The following is a 14,636-nucleotide window of genomic DNA, read 5'->3' on the forward strand; positions in this document are numbered from 1 at the left end:
CACCGCCCGGGGCACACTGAACAGGGCACGCCAGAGGTTTGCTGCCATTACTGCGCGGCGCCGCTCACCCGTGGCAGGATCGGTTTCGTGAGCGACGGTGAGGTAGAACCCGCGGAAGCGCACGAACAGTATTTGCGCGCCTTCCGGCATCCCGCCGTGTCCCGGACGCAGCTCGAGGACCTCCTCGACGCCGTGAACGGCTTCCTGGACACCATCACTCCCGGCGAGGGTGAATTCGTGCCGCAGGGCGGCTGGGCGCCCGAATCCACCGCGATGGCATTCCAGATCGGGCGCGCGGTGGAGCAGGTGCTCACAGAACGTGAACAAGCCGAGCAGGAATTGTTGCACCGCCGTGACATTCGAGACCGGCTCGTAGTCGCGCTGGACGCGGTGCTGGACTGCCTGCGCACGCTGCCCGATCTCGCCGAGGCCGAGATCGCGCTCGGCACAACGGCTGTGAACGAGGGCTTCCAGGTCTTCGACGACGGATCGGTGCGCACCACCGTCTCCCAGGAGATCGGGGCCGATCTCGGTGCGCTGGAAGCGCGCCGGGTGGAACTCGACGAACAGATGACCGCCGCCGTCGCCGCGCGCACCGGATTGATCGAGGACACCACCGATCTGGTGCGCGACCGCCTCGGCGTCGCCGACGTCGGCATCCCGTGGGTGATCCTGGAGGCCACCAAGGGCGGCCTGGACGTGTCCGAACCGTTCGAATTCGCGGCACACCATCTCCCCGACTGCGAATTACGGGAGCTGATGGTGCAGTTGGTCACCGATATCGAATTGGCGCGCACACTGGAAGAGGACGCGACCGCCTGACGCCGTTGGCTGCGGAGGAGAACGATTCGGTGAAGAAGCTCATCAATGATCCGGCCGATGTGGTCGACGCGGCACTGGCCGGAATGGCCGCCGCGCATCCGGAATTGCGCATCGACGCGAAACAGCGGCTGGTCATCCGGGCCGACGCACCCGTGCCCGGCAAGGTGGGCCTGGTGTCCGGCGGCGGTTCCGGACATGAACCGCTGCATGCCGGATTCGTCGGCCACGGCATGCTCGACGCCGCCTGCGCCGGAGAGATCTTCACCTCACCGGTCCCCGATCAGATCCTGGCCGCCACCACCGCCGCCGACGCCGGGGCGGGAGTGCTGCACATCGTGAAGAACTACACCGGCGATGTGCTGAATTTCGAGATGGCCGCCGAAATCGCCGCCGCCGAGACAGGGGTTCAGGTGATCTCCGTCGTGGTGAACGACGATGTGGCGGTGCAGGACAGCCTGTACACCGCCGGTCGGCGCGGTGTCGGGGCCACCGTCATCGTGGAGAAGATGGCCGGGGCCGCCGCGGCGGCGGGGCGGCCGCTGGTCGAGGTGGCGGGCATCGCCACCCGCGTGAGCGTCGAATCACGCAGTATGGGAATGGCTTTGACCTCCGGCACGGTGCCCGCCGTCGGGCACCCCACCTTCGAACTCGGCGATGACGAGATGGAGATCGGCATCGGGATCCACGGCGAACCCGGCCGCCGCCGCGTCCCGCTCGCTCCCGCGCGCGATATCGCCGCCATGCTGGTCGAGCCGATTCTCACCGATCTGCCGTTCCAGCGGGGTGATCGCGTGCTGTGCTTCGTCAACGGCATGGGCGGGACACCGCTGCTGGAGCTGTACCTCATGTTCGACGAAGTGGCTCGACTACTGCGCGGTCAGGGTGTGGAAATCGAACGCTCCCTGGTCGGTTCGTACATCACCTCACTCGATATGGCCGGATGCTCGGTCACCCTCACCCGGCTCGACGAGGAACTCACGACGCTGTGGGACGCACCGGTTCGCACCCCGGCACTGCGGTGGGGCATCTGATGCGGGTCGACGCGGCGGCCTGGATTCGCGCCTTCGCCGCGCTGATCGACGAGCACGCCGATGAACTGACCGCCCTCGACGCCGCGATCGGCGACGCCGACCACGGCACCAACATGCGCCGGGGCATGGCGGCGGCAGTTGCGGCACTGGATGATTCGACGCCCGACACGGCCGCCGAGATCTACAAGCAGACCGCCATGGTGTTGATCCGCACCATCGGCGGAGCGAGCGGCCCGCTGTACGGCACCTTCTTCCTGCGCCTCGCGACCGCCCTCGGTGACGACCCGGAAACTTCAACCGACATAGGCGATTTCGCGCGCGTTTTTCGGGCGGGGCTCGATGGCGTCATCGCACGCGGTAAGGCGGAACCCGGCGACAAAACCATGATCGACGCCCTCGCACCCGCCGCCGACGCCCTGGAGAAGCAGGCGGCGGACCGCACCGACCACTCGACCACCGGTGCCGATACCACCGAGACGGGGTCCGCGGCCCTCGATGCGGCGGTCGCCGCCGCCGCGTCCGGCAGGGACGCCACCACCGCACTCGTCGCCCGCAAGGGTCGCGCCTCCTACCTCGGCGAACGCAGTGCGGGACATCAGGATCCGGGCGCGACGAGCGCCGCCCTGCTGGTCCGCGCCGCCCGGCAGGCCCTGCGATGATCGGCCTGGTGGTCGTGTCCCACAGCCGTCCACTCGCGCGCGCCGCCGTCGCCCTGGCCACCGAACTACTCCCCGACCAACCCGTCCGCATCGAAATCGCCGCGGGCACATACGAGAACGCCCTCGGTACCGATGCCGTCGCGGTGGCCGAGGCGATCACCGCCGCCGACAGCGGCGACGGTGTCCTCATACTCATGGATCTCGGCAGCGCCGTACTGTCCGCCGAGACCGCACTCGAACTGCTGGAATCGCCTGTGCGCGTGCGACTCTGCGCCGCACCCTTCGTGGAAGGGCTGATCGCCGCACTGGCGACGGCGGGTGGCGGCGCGGACCTGGAGCAGGTCGCACGCGAGGCGGAAGAGGCGCTCGATGCCAAACACGCCCAACTTGGTGCCGGCGCTGTACCTCCCGGATCGAACGAATCACCCGGTGCCATCGCCGAGGCCACCGAACCACCCGAAGCCTTCACACAACCGGCATCCACCGCACGGACGGTGGCGGCCTTCCTGGTCTCCGATCCGCACGGCCTGCATGCCCGCCCCGCCGCCGAACTCATCGCCGCGCTCCGCGACCTGAATGTCGATGTGGAACTCCGAAACCTGAGCACCGGAACCGGACCGATCGCCGCCGACAGCCTCACCCGCCTACTGACGCTGGGCGTATTACACGGTCACCGGCTGGAGGTGTCCGCGCTCGGCCCCGATGCGGCCGCGGCGATCGATCGGGTGCGCGCCGCCGTCACCGGGCGCTGAGACGGCCGCACATTCGGCCCGGCCGAATCGCAGTCACCAGGGTGAGCGGCGGGCCGGAGTCGTGAGTGACGTGGGCCGCCTTTCGCGCGGTGGCGGGGAGGGGCAGGATCGGGGGATGACATTGAAGGAGCACGCCGAAACGTTTCTCGCACTTCATCAGCCGGGGAATCCGGTGATTCTGCCTACCGTGTGGGATGCCTGGTCCGCGAAACTGGTGCAGGAGGCCGGGTTCTCGGCGATCACCGTCGGCAGTCATCCGCTCGCCAATTCGCTGGGGCGGGCGGATAACGAGGGGATGAGCTTCACCGAGGTGACCGCGCGGATCAAGGAGATCACCGCGGCGGTGGACATTCCGGTGTCGGTGGATATCGAGTCCGGGTACGCGCAGAAGCCCGCCACCCTGATCGAAGGGCTGTTGGAGGCGGGGGCGGTGGGACTCAATATCGAGGACACCGTGCACAGCGAGGGTAAGCGGCTGCGGGCGCCGCAGGAGCACGCCGATCTGGTCGGGGAACTGCGGCAGGCCGCCGACGCGGCGGGCGTGCACGTGGTCGTGAACGCGCGCACCGACGTCTTCATGCGGCCCGATACCGGGACACCGGCCGAACGACTGGACAGTGCGCTGGAGCGGATGAAACTGGCCGCTGCCGCCGGAGCCGATGTGCTGTACCCGGTCGGACGGCATGAGCCCGAGGTGCTGCGGCGGCTCACGAGTGAGCTGCCGCTGCCGGTCAACTCGATCGGCATTCCCGCACAGGACGGACGCGCCTACTTCGCCGAATTGGAGGTGGCGCGCGTGAGTTTCGGGCCGTTCCTGCAGAACGCCCTCACCGAATACGCCAACGGGCTGTTCGGCATCTGGCGCTAGGAGAGCACCGGTTCCGGGGTCGCGAGCGCGGCCCCGGTCAGGAACCAGTCCAGGATCTCCACACCCGCGAGAATGCCCGCCGACGGGGTGAGGGTCAGGTTGGGGCTGGTCCAGCCGAGCTGTTCGAGTTCGCCGTGCCGGGGACGGATGGCGGCGTCGGCGGTGCGGAGCATTTCCGCGTCGAGGGCGCCGTCACCGGCCGCGAGCAACCGGGCCTCCGGGGCGAGTTCGCCCGAATCCTGGAGGCGGCGGCGCACTTCGGCGACCGCGCGGCTCTTGCAGACCGCATCGGGCATGCTGTAGATCTTGCGGCCCTGCTGTGAGGCGGACCAGCCGCGTGCGCGGCACCAGGCATCCCATTCGGCCAGGAAATCGGCGGGCTGCCGGGCCGGATCCACGACCAGATAGTTGAAGAGATGGTCGGCGACGCGGAACTTGGTCGCCCAGGAATCGTCTATGCGGGAAAGCAATTCGGCATTCACCTGAGACAGGGTGGCGCTGCCGGAGCGGACCTCGGCGTCCAGTGAACTGCGCCAGCGGGTATCGGGGACCCCGTTGTCGAGGATATTGCCGCCGTTGGTGGTGACGGCGAAGCGCCACGGCGCACCCGGGAGGCCGATTCGCTTGAACTGCTTGATGGTTCGCGTGGTGGTCGGGATGACCGCCGCCACTTCGGTGAGGGCCCGCAGGCGTTCGGTCGCGATGACCGTCATGAACGACAGCGGGGCGCCCTGATAGTGCTCGACGCACACCGAGGGCAGGTCCGGGGTCGCGCCCCAGGCATCGCGGGAAGCGTTGCGGGAGTAGATCATGGTGCGGTCCAGATCGGTCGCGATCAGGGTTTCCCTGCGCGACAGCAGCTTCCGTCCGGTCACTGCTCGGCCACATCCTTGATCAGGCCCATGCACGCGTACGCGAGATCGGGCACCACTTCGACGGGGACATCGCGGGCGGCGGCCAGCATGCGGATATGCGCGTGCTCGGGAGCGTCCGCCTCGCGCACCAGCACTCGCCAGGGGACGCGGCGCAGCAGCACCCGGGTCGTCTCTCCCACACCGGGTTTCACGAAGTTCACGCTGGCGACGCCGTACGCTTCGCGCACCTTCTCCACCGAGGCCCACCCAGCCCAGGTGGGGGTGCGGTCGGAGGTCAGCACGGCTTCGACCTGTGCGGGGACCTGCGGGCGCACCGTGTCGAAGGCCGCGGTGACGGCATCGAGCAGGCGGCCGGACACATCATCGGCGGCGAGTTCGGCGTAGAACTTCGCGCCGTGGAAATCGCCCGGGCCGATCAGGGTGTCGTTCAGCACCGTGCGCGAAACCAGGCCGGACACCGTGGAATTCAGGCAGGCCGACGCGATCAGGAAGTCGTCGCGGGTGCCGTAGGTGCGCACGCACGCGCCCGGATCGGCGAGCACGACCAACTCGGGATTGAACCGCGCGCCGCCCGCGGCGGCGTACGCGTCGAGCGCCTCGGCCAGCTCATGCGTGATCGCACCCTTGCCGGTCCAGCCGTCCACGAACACGATATTCGCCGGATCATGATGCGCGGCAAGATAATCCAGCGCCACCGCGTCGATACCGCGATCACGCACGATCGACACCGCGTAATGCGGCACATCCAGCCCGCGGGTGGCCAGCCACCGCCGCATCAGCACCCCGACCGGGGTTCCGGCCCGCGCCAGCGACACCAGCACGATGTCGTTCCCGCGTTCGGCCACCACGACTTCGGACACCGTGGCCACGGCCAGCGCCAACCGCTCCGCGCTCTCGGCGAGCACCTTGTCGAACAGCTCCCGATAGGCGGCATCCGGCTGATACTCCACCGGCAGCGACTCCGCGTAATGCGCGACCCCGGCCTGAATCCGCCGCTCCCGCTCCGCCACATCGGCTTCCAGATCCGCCCCGGACAAATCCTTCAACAGCCAAGCCACTTCATCGGCCGCATACGACCCGAACTCGGGCCCCCGCAACGGTTCCGGCAGCACCCGCTCGGACCCGGAAGGTGCCGCGACTCCCGCGACCGCACCGGCGGAGCGGGTGGCCAGCAGCGCCTGCGGATCGACACCCGGCAGCACGGCAAGTACCACATCCGCACCGGACGCGGTCAGCACATCGATCAGGCCACCGGCCTCGGTGAGGCGCTCGGTATCGGCGGGCTCATCGATCACAACCAGCAGAATCGGCTCCACAGCGATCGGCTCGGGCCACTGCGCGTTGTACACGAAGCGAGGCGCGTCCTCACCGAGTTCCGGTGCGGTGAAACGGAATCCACGACGCAACGGATACCCGGGCTCATCCAGCACATAGGCCGGTGACCGCGTTGTGGTCTGATACCGCGCCGCCACTCCCCCATCGGCCAGCGCCGCCGCCAGACGCAACGGCAAGTACATGAGCTCCTCATGCGCGAGCACGATCACCGGCCGCAGCGCCGATTCAGCACTACCCCAGGGTAGTTCGCTGAGATGGTCGCGCAGGGCCGCAGTCGCGGTCGAGACGGCGGCTTCGAAAGCAGGGGTATCGGACTCCAGAATCCCGTGCCGACCACCCTCGGGAACCGTTCGGGACCAAGGTAGTTCGAGGCGCGAGAACTCACCGCGAACGGCGGCGACGGGGTTCAGTTCCGGATCCGGCAGCGCGGCAACGGCTTCGACCAGACCGGCGGGAAGAAGGGTCTCTCCGGCCGCCAGGCACACCGCATCGATCTCGACACCGAGCTCGGCGGCGGTGGCGGCGAAAGCGGCCTTGTCCGCATCGGTCCGCATATCGACCAGCGACGCCAGAATGTAGTGCGGTCGCGGTGTGAACGCGTGCAATGCCCGGATCGCATCGAGCGCGGTTGCGCCGGTGGAGATCTCGTCATCGACGAGCACCATGGGTAGCTCATTGCGGAAGGTCTCGGCGGGCATCGGCTGGAGCAGATGCGAGGTGGCGTGCGAATGCCCCTCTTCGAACCCGGTGAGGGTTACGGCGGTGGGCACATCACGCCGGGTGGAGTGCAGGTAGCACTGCGCCCCGATCCGTGCCGCCACCGTGTGCCCGAGTCCCGTTGCGGTCTCGGCGAATCCGAGCACAACCGCGGCCACACTGTTCGCCGTGACGGCCGCAGCGGCGTGCCCTGCATGCGCCGTCAGCGTCTCCGAGACCAAGTCGCCCAGGCGGTTTCCGGCGTCGATGACGCGGTGCGTGTCGGTGGGGAGGTGTTTGCCCAGGACGGTGGAGACCAGCAGGTGGGCGCGGCGGGGGTTGCGGCGCAGGCCGGGTTCGACGAGGTCCGGGATGTCCCAGGCGGGGGCGGGGACGTGGGAGTCGCCGTGGCGCAGGCCCAAGCCGAGTTCGCGGGTGGCCCACGGTTCGGTGGCGGCGGACGTCGCGGGCTCGGTGGTGACTGTGCCCTCGGGACGCGCGCTCACGATGCCACCAGCACTTTCAGTAGGTCTACGAAGGAGACGCCCTTATTGGTGACTCCGAATACGCGGGCGCGCAGCAGGGTTTGGCGAGCCCAGCTGCGATGCGGCTTCATCTCGTTCATCTTGTTGCGGTATTCCGAGGCCGCGACGCCGCCGGAGTCCTCGCGCAGGATGTCGAGGGCGTCGGAGTACTCCTCGTGGGTGACCACCGACAGCGCGTGCACCACCGCCACGTGGGAGGGGTGGATAACCGTCTTGCCCTGAATTCCATTGGCGCGGTCCAGGGTTATCTCGCGCAGCAGCCCGTCCAGATCCCGGCTGACCAGGTATTGCCGGAACGGCACCGCGTCGGCTTCGGAGAACGGCGAGGTACGCAACTGCGGGCGGAACATGCGCTCGTGGTCCGCGAAGTACTCCCACACCGGCCCGGTGATGGTGAATCCCGTTCCGTCCGTTCGCCCCAGGTAGTTGACGATGTCCGCGATGACGTCGGCCACCACGCGCACGTCGTAGATGGTGAGATCGCGGTCGCGCCGAATTCCGAAGGTGGAGCACATATCCGTGGCCCCGATGCGCACCGCGAGCACGCTGTCCCGGCGCGCGGTGAGCATGTCCTGGATGCGATGCAGTTCCAGATCGCGGGTCTGGCGGTGCACCAGCGCGGGCGATTCCAGCACCGGCATGCCGAAGACGGTGCGCCCCAGCGCTTCCGAGGCCCGGTCCAGGGCATCGAGATATTTCGCGCCGGAGGTGCTGTCGAATTTGGGGAAGACGAATCCGGTGAGCGCCCGCGCGCCTGTTCCCAGGGCGGCGACGATCTCACCGACGGATTCGGCATCGCGCACGCGCACGAACAACAGCGGATGCGTATCCGTGCCCGCGCCGAGTTCGTCCAGTGTCGCAACGGCCTGTTTCTTGCCGAATTCCAGATCGTGGTCGGCGACGGCGTCCTCGAGGTCGATGACCATGGAGCACACCCCGCGTTCGGCCCGGCGCACGATGGTGGCGGTGAGGTCGTCGCGGGTCGCGGGCACGTAGAGCGTCGCGCCCAATGCCATGGACAGCAGGTCGCGGTCGCTGGAGCCGCCGAAGGGTTCGGGCAGGCAGTGGAAGAGCAGTCGCAGTTCCGGCCCCGGTACCTGCGGGAAGTGGCGCATGGGGAAGCGCTTGTGCAGGGATACGGGGGCGACTTCCGGATAGGTGCTGATAATCGCGGTCATCGTCCCCCGTGCCTCCTACTGTTCGGTCGGTTTATCTATCGGTATTTCGCATGCGTTCGACAACACCCGCAAGGAACGCCGAGATGGCGTCCAGTTCGGAGATATACGCCCAATAGTCCGGATGCGGGCCGGTGAGCCCGGCGACCACCCGATCCAGGCGTTCGGACTGGGCATCCAGTACCGAACCCCACTGGGGGACGAGACCGTTGTTCACCGCCAGCATCTGCGCGTCGCGCAGTTTGAACCGTACGGTCTTGGCCTTCTCCTGTGGCTTCTCGCGGACCTCGCGCAACAGTGTCAACCGGTCGGTGACAGCGTCGGCCTGCTCCTCTGCGGAGGCGAGGTGCCCGCGGGCGGATGTGGTCAACTCAAGCGTTTGCTCCGGGTCGTTGTTCTGCAATGCGGCCCGGGCCCGGGACAGTTCCGCGGCTGCGGCGTCGATGGCTCGGTGGGCTTGCCGCTCATTGTTCGCCAAATCCGCCGAACTTGCAGCGTTGAACTCCCGGAGCAGGGCGGACAGCGCCGGGGCGAGTCGCTCGGTGCGATGCTGGGCCGCCGCCAGCCGGGTACCCGCCGATGCCAATGCGGTGGTCGCCGAATGCTGTTTGCCCGGTGCGTCTTCCAGTGCCCTTGACAACGCGCGCGTGCGATTGTCCAACTCCGTCGCGGCCTCGCGGGTGGCCCCGACACCGGCCGCGGCCGCCGCCTCCAATGTGACGAGACCCTCATCCACCGCCGCCTTGGACAGCAGCACCGACGGATATCCGGTGAACGGCGACGCGTCCGCGGCCTGCCGCGCCTGCTGTGCCGCCGACCGCACCTGCGCCACCAATTGCGGCACCGAACCGTAGATGGCGACTGCGTGTTCGAGGTGCGCCTGATTGCCGCGATAGAACTCGTCCACCCCGCGCGCGGCATCCGCGAGCTTGCGCACCTGCGCCTCGATCTCGGGTTGCGGGATCATGCCGCCGTCCCGTTCGGCCTGGTCCAGCCGCTCGTTCAGGGCCAGATAGGACCCCGCGGCGTCATAGCAGCGGGCGCGCACCCGATCCCACTGCGCCGCCATCCCGCGTTCGGGAAACACCTGTGCCGATGCCGCGACCGCGTTCTCGGCGATGCTCTGCCGGGTATCCATGTCCAGGAAGGCCGCGGTCAGCGCCGTCCGGGCTTGCGCCACCCATTCGGTGTTCGGGGGTGCGGAGCGGAACCATCCGCGTCTACGGCCTGCCACGCCCCGATGTTAGGTGCCCGTTCACACCCGGGGCGACTGTGACGATGAACCCGGTGACATGTCGCGTGACAGGCTGGTGCCGGTGGATGTCCTCGGTTTGTTCATGCACAAGCTCGCGGAAAACTACTAGGGTCGTACCTGCGGACCCCGGCAATTCGGACATGCCGCGCTACAAGAACGTTTGAACGCTTTCCAACGGAAGGGATTCCCGCATGGGTGTCAGTTTGTCCAAGGGCGGCAATGTTTCGCTGACGAAGCAGGCCCCGAACCTCACCGCCGTGTCGGTCGGCCTCGGCTGGGATCTGCGGACCACCACCGGGAGCGACTTCGACCTGGACGCCAGCGCCATCGCGACCGGCGCCGACAAGAAGGTCGTGTCGGACAAGCACTTCGTGTTCTTCAACAACCTGACCTCGCCCGAGGGCTCCATCGTGCACACCGGCGACAACCTCACCGGTGAGGGCGAAGGCGACGACGAGATCATCAATATCGATCTCGCGGCCACCCCGCCGACCATCGAGTCCATCTTCTTCCCGGTCTCGATCTACGAGGCGGATCAGCGCGGCCAGAGCTTCGGCCAGGTCCGCAACGCCTACATCCGCGTGGTCTACCGCGCCAACGGCGCCGAACTGGCCCGCTACGACCTCACCGAGGACGCCTCCACCGAGACCGCCATGGTCTTCGGTGAGCTGTACCGCAATGGCGCCGAATGGAAGTTCCGGGCCATCGGCCAGGGCTACGCGTCCGGTCTGTCCGGTATCGCCCGCGACTACGGCGTCAACGTCTAATCAAATAGTTTCGACGCGCCAGGGGGGCTCGGGTGCATGAGCCCCTCCTCGTGCGAGCATCACCCGATCCTCAAGCGGTTCCGGCACAACGAAAGGCCCCCTAGCGGTGCGTATATTCGGCCTCTCCATCCTCGTCACGGTGGTGTCGCTCATCGCGGCATTCCTGTACGGCGGTCCGACAGCGCTGGCACTGTGCGCCATCCTGGGCATCCTCGAGGTGTCGCTGTCGTTCGACAACGCCGTGATCAATGCCAGTGTCCTGCAACGAATGAGCGAATTCTGGCAGCGCATCTTCCTGACCGTCGGCGTCGTCATCGCCGTCTTCGGTATGCGCCTGGTCTTCCCGCTCGCCATCGTGTGGGTCACCGCGGGCCTGGACCCCAAGCGCGCGTTCGATCTCGCGATGAACCCGCCCGCGGACGGCGCCCTCACCTTCCCCGATGGCAGCGCCTCCTACGAGAAGCTGCTCACCGACGCGCATCCGCAGATCGCCGCCTTCGGTGGCGCGTTCCTGCTGCTGCTGTTCCTGAACTTCATCCTCGAAGAGCATGAGATCACCTGGCTGGGCTGGATCGAGCGGCCGCTGGCCAAGCTCGGCAAGCTCGACATGCTCTCGGTGGTGCTCACCCTGGTCGCCATTGTCATTGCCGCGGAATGGATTGCCGACGCGGACGACCGCGGCACCGTACTGCTGTCCGGCATCCTGGGCGTGGTCACCTACATACTCGTCGACGGACTCGGATCGATGTTCCACACCGAGGAACTCGAGGAGGGCGCCGAATCCGGGCCCAGCGGGGTCGTCAAGGCCACCGGTAAGGCCGCGTTCTTCCTGTTCCTGTACCTGGAAGTGCTCGACGCCTCGTTCTCCTTCGACGGTGTCATCGGCGCGTTCGCCATCACCTCGGACCCGATCCTGATCGCCCTGGGCCTGGGCCTGATCGGCGCCATGTTCGTCCGGTCCATCACGGTGTTCCTGGTCCGCAAGGGCACGCTGTCCGAGTACGTGTACCTGGAGCACGGCGCGCACTGGGCCATCGGCGCGCTGGCGATCATCCTGCTGGTCTCCATCGGCGTGCACATCAACGAGGTCATCACCGGCCTGGTGGGTGTGGCGTTCATCGGAGCGGCGTTCATCACCAGCATCATTCGCAATCGCCGGCTGGGCGATGACGACGACTCCAAAAGCGTGACGACCCAGGAACCCACCCCGGTAGCCTGAACCACGTAACTCCACTTTCCGCGCCCGTCACGCGAATTCGCGCGGCGGGCGCGGTGTCGTTTCAATCCCTGAGGGGGGAATGTCATGAGCAAGGTCACGCTGTCCAAGGCCGCACCGTCGGTGAGTCTCACCAAACCCGGTGACAGCCAAGGGTTATTGCGGGTGAACCTGAACTGGTCGCAGGGGGCGCGGCGCGGATTCTTCAAACGCTCCAGTGCGATCGACCTGGATCTCGGTTGCCTGTGGGAACTCTCCGACGGCAGCAAAGGCGTGGTGCAGGCGGTCGGAAACAATTTCGGCTCTTTGCATTCCGCGCCCTTCATCCAACTCGACGGCGACGACCGCACCGGGGAATCCTCCGGCGGCGAGAACATGCACATCGACCTCGCACGCCCGGACGCCTTCCGGCGGATTCTGATCTTCGCGTTCATCTATGAGGGCGTACCCAATTGGGCCGCCGCCGACGGCGTCGTCACCCTGTACCCCACCTCCGGTCCGGAGGTCGAGGTACGCCTGGACTCACCGGTGGACGGCGCGCGCTCCTGCGCCATCGCACTGCTGCAGAACAACGGCGGCGGACTCACCGTGCATCGAGAAGTGCAGTACATCAACGGAAATCAGAGCGCCATCGACCGTGCCTACGGCTGGGGTATGAAATGGCAGGCGGGCAGCAAATAGGTCAGAGCATGCGGCGCTGCGCGGTCAGCCGCCGGGATCGCCGCACCGATATGCGCGACCACACCGACTGCTGCACCGCCAGGGTCACCCAGCCCGCCAGCGCCATACCGGCGACATTCAGGAACAGCTGCGCCACACTGCCCCAGATCGTCGAACCGTCACCGAACGCCACCCCGAGCGCGATATTGCCCGCGGCGGGCACCGTGGTGACCGAGATGAAAACCCCGGCCAGGCCAACCGATTTCGCCGAGGTCATGGACAGCACCCCGGCCGCGCCCGCGACGACCGCGACAATGAACGACCACTTGTCCGGGGTGTAGATGAACGCCGTGCCGGGACGCGGGCCGATCACATCGTCGAGGGTGATCCAGCCCAGCGCCCGGCCCAGCAGCGCCAGCCCGATGGTCACCGCGATGGCGATCACGAAACCGCTGACCAGCGTGCGAATCGCCAACTGCAACAGCACGAATCGACGACGCACCAGCGCGACACCCAGGGCCGCGATCGGGCCGAATTCGGGGCCGAGCACCATCGCACCGACCGTCAGAATCTGCGAATCGGTGATGATGGCGATGCTCGCGATGACCGTCGCCAGCGTCAGGAAGCTCAGAAACGTCCAGTTCAGTTCGGTCTCGTCATAGGACCGCTGCGTCACCTCGGCCCACACCACCGAATCGGCGCTGCTGCCCGGGGTGCGGACCTCGGCGTCGAAACCGCTGCGGGACAACCAGGTTCCCACCTGTTCGATCTCGATACTGCCCTCACGATGCACCTTCAGCGCACGCAATCGGTCGACGACGTCATTGGCGGCCTCGCGCGCCACCTGGGCGGTCACCACATCACCCGGCGGTTTGAGCGCGACGCCGCGGAAGACCGCGAGACCGGTCACCGCGTCGTCGTGCTCGAGTGCGCCGAGGATGTCATCGGTCATGGTGGCGGGGGCCGTGATCCGCAGGTGCAGCATGCGCACAGTCTGCCGGGTGATCTAGGCGCGCACCGGCTCCGGCACGGCGACGATCGGTTCCGGCCGGGGCGCGGGGGCCTTGCGCGCGGCCAGGATCATGCCGAGGACGCCGACGGCCAGACCCGCGATCGTCAAGGGGTGCAACGGTTGTGCGATGAAAAGCCAGGCCAGGACGGCCGTGGTGACCGGGGTGGCGAAGAACAGGCGGCCGACCCGGGTGGCGTCCCAGCGGCGCAGCATGGCGTTCAGCAGCAGGAACGCGCCCATCGAGTTGATCAGCACCATCCAGGTGAGGGCGATGCCGAAGCGGCCGGGATCGCTGATGTGGAAGTCGCCGCTCACCAGCACCAGCAGTCCGGCGAAGGGCGCGCTGACCAGCTGATGCACCGCGGTCGCGGCGCGCGAGTCCACGGTGGGGGTGAATTTCTTCTGGTAGACGGTGCCCAGGCTCAGGCCGAGCAGTCCGATGACGCACAGCAGCAGGCCCAGCCAGGAGAAATTGGATTGATCGCTGACCGCGAAGGCCACACCGACGCCGCCGATGCCGAATCCGAGCCACTGCCGTTTGCTGACATGCTCACCCAGCACGCCCGAGAACAGCGCGATGACAACGGGATTCAGGCCCTGCATGAGGGAGATGACGGCGGCGGAGACGTGTTCGCCCATGGCGGTGTAGAAGGCGCCGAACTGCACGATCTGCATGAGCAGACCGGCGATCATGACGTGCCGCAGCTGTCGTCCGCGCGGCCAGACGGCATGTACCGCAAGGCCGTACAGCAGTAGCAGCGGTCCGGCGATGGCATAGCGGCCGAGTAGCACCACCATCGGCGGGGCCGCGCCCACGCCGATGATTCCGACGATGAACGCGCTGCTCCACATGAGGACGAACAGCGGCTGTACGACCCCGTTCATGAATCGGTCCGGCATGGCCATCTCCCGTCGGCGTAACCCCTTAAGACGGTTATCAGACTTCACCCGCTACCAGTAACCTGTCA

The 14,636-nt window shown here is 67.3% G+C and carries 14 protein-coding genes; 8 read left to right on the top strand and 6 right to left on the bottom strand.

What is annotated here, in order from left to right; genetic code table 11:
• Positions 1 to 87 precede the first annotated feature (87 nt).
• The 5 genes from ACFC0O_RS23625 (at position 88) to ACFC0O_RS23645 (ending at position 4,132) form a co-directional block, all read left to right on the top strand.
• Positions 88 to 822: a hypothetical protein gene (locus tag ACFC0O_RS23625; protein WP_364636558.1), complete on the top strand. Its 735-nt coding sequence runs from the start codon at positions 88 to 90 to the stop codon at positions 820 to 822.
• A gap of 29 nt (positions 823 to 851) precedes the next feature.
• Positions 852 to 1,853 (top strand): dihydroxyacetone kinase subunit DhaK, encoded by a 1,002-nt coding sequence (gene dhaK, locus ACFC0O_RS23630; protein ID WP_375961248.1) that lies wholly within the window; start codon positions 852 to 854, stop codon positions 1,851 to 1,853.
• Positions 1,853 to 2,512, top strand: a complete 660-nt coding sequence (dhaL, locus tag ACFC0O_RS23635) for a dihydroxyacetone kinase subunit DhaL (RefSeq protein WP_375963771.1) — start codon at positions 1,853 to 1,855, stop codon at positions 2,510 to 2,512. The genes dhaK and dhaL overlap by 1 nt, the downstream gene beginning before the upstream one ends.
• Before the next feature lie 8 nt (positions 2,513 to 2,520).
• Positions 2,521 to 3,264: a dihydroxyacetone kinase phosphoryl donor subunit DhaM gene (gene dhaM, locus ACFC0O_RS23640; protein ID WP_375961250.1), complete on the top strand. Its 744-nt coding sequence runs from the start codon at positions 2,521 to 2,523 to the stop codon at positions 3,262 to 3,264.
• Positions 3,265 to 3,379: 115 nt separating this feature from the next.
• Positions 3,380 to 4,132, top strand: coding sequence for an isocitrate lyase/phosphoenolpyruvate mutase family protein (locus ACFC0O_RS23645; RefSeq protein ID WP_375961252.1), 753 nt, complete (start codon positions 3,380 to 3,382; stop codon positions 4,130 to 4,132).
• Here ACFC0O_RS23645 and ACFC0O_RS23650 read toward each other — a convergent pair.
• The 4 genes from ACFC0O_RS23650 to ACFC0O_RS23665 all read right to left on the bottom strand — a co-directional run bounded on the left by ACFC0O_RS23650 (position 4,129) and on the right by ACFC0O_RS23665 (position 9,992).
• Entirely contained in the window at positions 4,129 to 4,944 is an 816-nt protein-coding gene (locus ACFC0O_RS23650) for an HAD family hydrolase (RefSeq protein ID WP_375963773.1), read from the bottom strand. The genes ACFC0O_RS23645 and ACFC0O_RS23650 overlap by 4 nt on opposite strands.
• A gap of 59 nt (positions 4,945 to 5,003) precedes the next feature.
• Positions 5,004 to 7,544 (bottom strand): phosphoribosyltransferase, encoded by a 2,541-nt coding sequence (locus tag ACFC0O_RS23655; protein WP_375961255.1) that lies wholly within the window; start codon positions 7,542 to 7,544, stop codon positions 5,004 to 5,006.
• Positions 7,541 to 8,698, bottom strand: coding sequence for an HpcH/HpaI aldolase/citrate lyase family protein (locus ACFC0O_RS23660; protein WP_375963775.1), 1,158 nt, complete (start codon positions 8,696 to 8,698; stop codon positions 7,541 to 7,543). The genes ACFC0O_RS23655 and ACFC0O_RS23660 overlap by 4 nt, the downstream gene beginning before the upstream one ends.
• 94 nt (positions 8,699 to 8,792) lie before the next feature.
• Complete coding sequence (locus ACFC0O_RS23665; protein WP_364636570.1) at positions 8,793 to 9,992, bottom strand: hypothetical protein; 1,200 nt, start codon at positions 9,990 to 9,992, stop codon at positions 8,793 to 8,795.
• 212 nt (positions 9,993 to 10,204) lie between these two features.
• Here ACFC0O_RS23665 and ACFC0O_RS23670 point away from each other — a divergent pair, with 212 nt between their 5' ends.
• From ACFC0O_RS23670 to ACFC0O_RS23680, 3 genes are all read left to right on the top strand, one after another.
• Positions 10,205 to 10,780: a TerD family protein gene (locus tag ACFC0O_RS23670; protein WP_375961258.1), complete on the top strand. Its 576-nt coding sequence runs from the start codon at positions 10,205 to 10,207 to the stop codon at positions 10,778 to 10,780.
• Between the two features lie 106 nt (positions 10,781 to 10,886).
• Positions 10,887 to 11,999: a DUF475 domain-containing protein gene (locus ACFC0O_RS23675; protein WP_375961260.1), complete on the top strand. Its 1,113-nt coding sequence runs from the start codon at positions 10,887 to 10,889 to the stop codon at positions 11,997 to 11,999.
• A gap of 84 nt (positions 12,000 to 12,083) precedes the next feature.
• Positions 12,084 to 12,677, top strand: coding sequence for a Tellurium resistance (locus ACFC0O_RS23680; protein ID WP_375961262.1), 594 nt, complete (start codon positions 12,084 to 12,086; stop codon positions 12,675 to 12,677).
• A 1-nt stretch (position 12,678) separates the two neighbouring features.
• Here ACFC0O_RS23680 and ACFC0O_RS23685 read toward each other — a convergent pair whose 3' ends face one another.
• Entirely contained in the window at positions 12,679 to 13,641 is a 963-nt protein-coding gene (locus ACFC0O_RS23685; protein WP_375961264.1) for a DUF389 domain-containing protein, read from the bottom strand.
• A 21-nt stretch (positions 13,642 to 13,662) separates the two neighbouring features.
• A complete protein-coding gene (locus ACFC0O_RS23690) occupies positions 13,663 to 14,568 on the bottom strand; it encodes a DMT family transporter (protein WP_375961266.1) in 906 nt (301 codons plus the stop codon).
• Positions 14,569 to 14,636 lie beyond the last annotated feature (68 nt).

Source organism: Nocardia sp. NPDC056100, from assembly GCF_042266325.1.
Taxonomy (GTDB): Bacteria; Actinomycetota; Actinomycetes; order Mycobacteriales; family Mycobacteriaceae; genus Nocardia.

Bases quoted from the DNA above. Each gene is read 5' to 3' on its own strand.
- dhaL (WP_375963771.1), top strand. From the start codon at position 1,853: ATGCGGGTCGACGCGGCGGCCTGGATTCGCGCCTTCGCCGCGCTGATC.
- ACFC0O_RS23645 (WP_375961252.1), top strand. From the start codon at position 3,380: ATGACATTGAAGGAGCACGCCGAAACGTTTCTCGCACTTCATCAGCCG.
- ACFC0O_RS23650 (WP_375963773.1), bottom strand. From the start codon at position 4,944: ATGATCTACTCCCGCAACGCTTCCCGCGATGCCTGGGGCGCGACCCCG.
- ACFC0O_RS23660 (WP_375963775.1), bottom strand. From the start codon at position 8,698: ATGCGCCACTTCCCGCAGGTACCGGGGCCGGAACTGCGACTGCTCTTC.
- ACFC0O_RS23670 (WP_375961258.1), top strand. From the start codon at position 10,205: ATGGGTGTCAGTTTGTCCAAGGGCGGCAATGTTTCGCTGACGAAGCAG.
- ACFC0O_RS23680 (WP_375961262.1), top strand. From the start codon at position 12,084: ATGAGCAAGGTCACGCTGTCCAAGGCCGCACCGTCGGTGAGTCTCACC.
- ACFC0O_RS23685 (WP_375961264.1), bottom strand. From the start codon at position 13,641: ATGCTGCACCTGCGGATCACGGCCCCCGCCACCATGACCGATGACATC.
- ACFC0O_RS23690 (WP_375961266.1), bottom strand. From the start codon at position 14,568: ATGCCGGACCGATTCATGAACGGGGTCGTACAGCCGCTGTTCGTCCTC.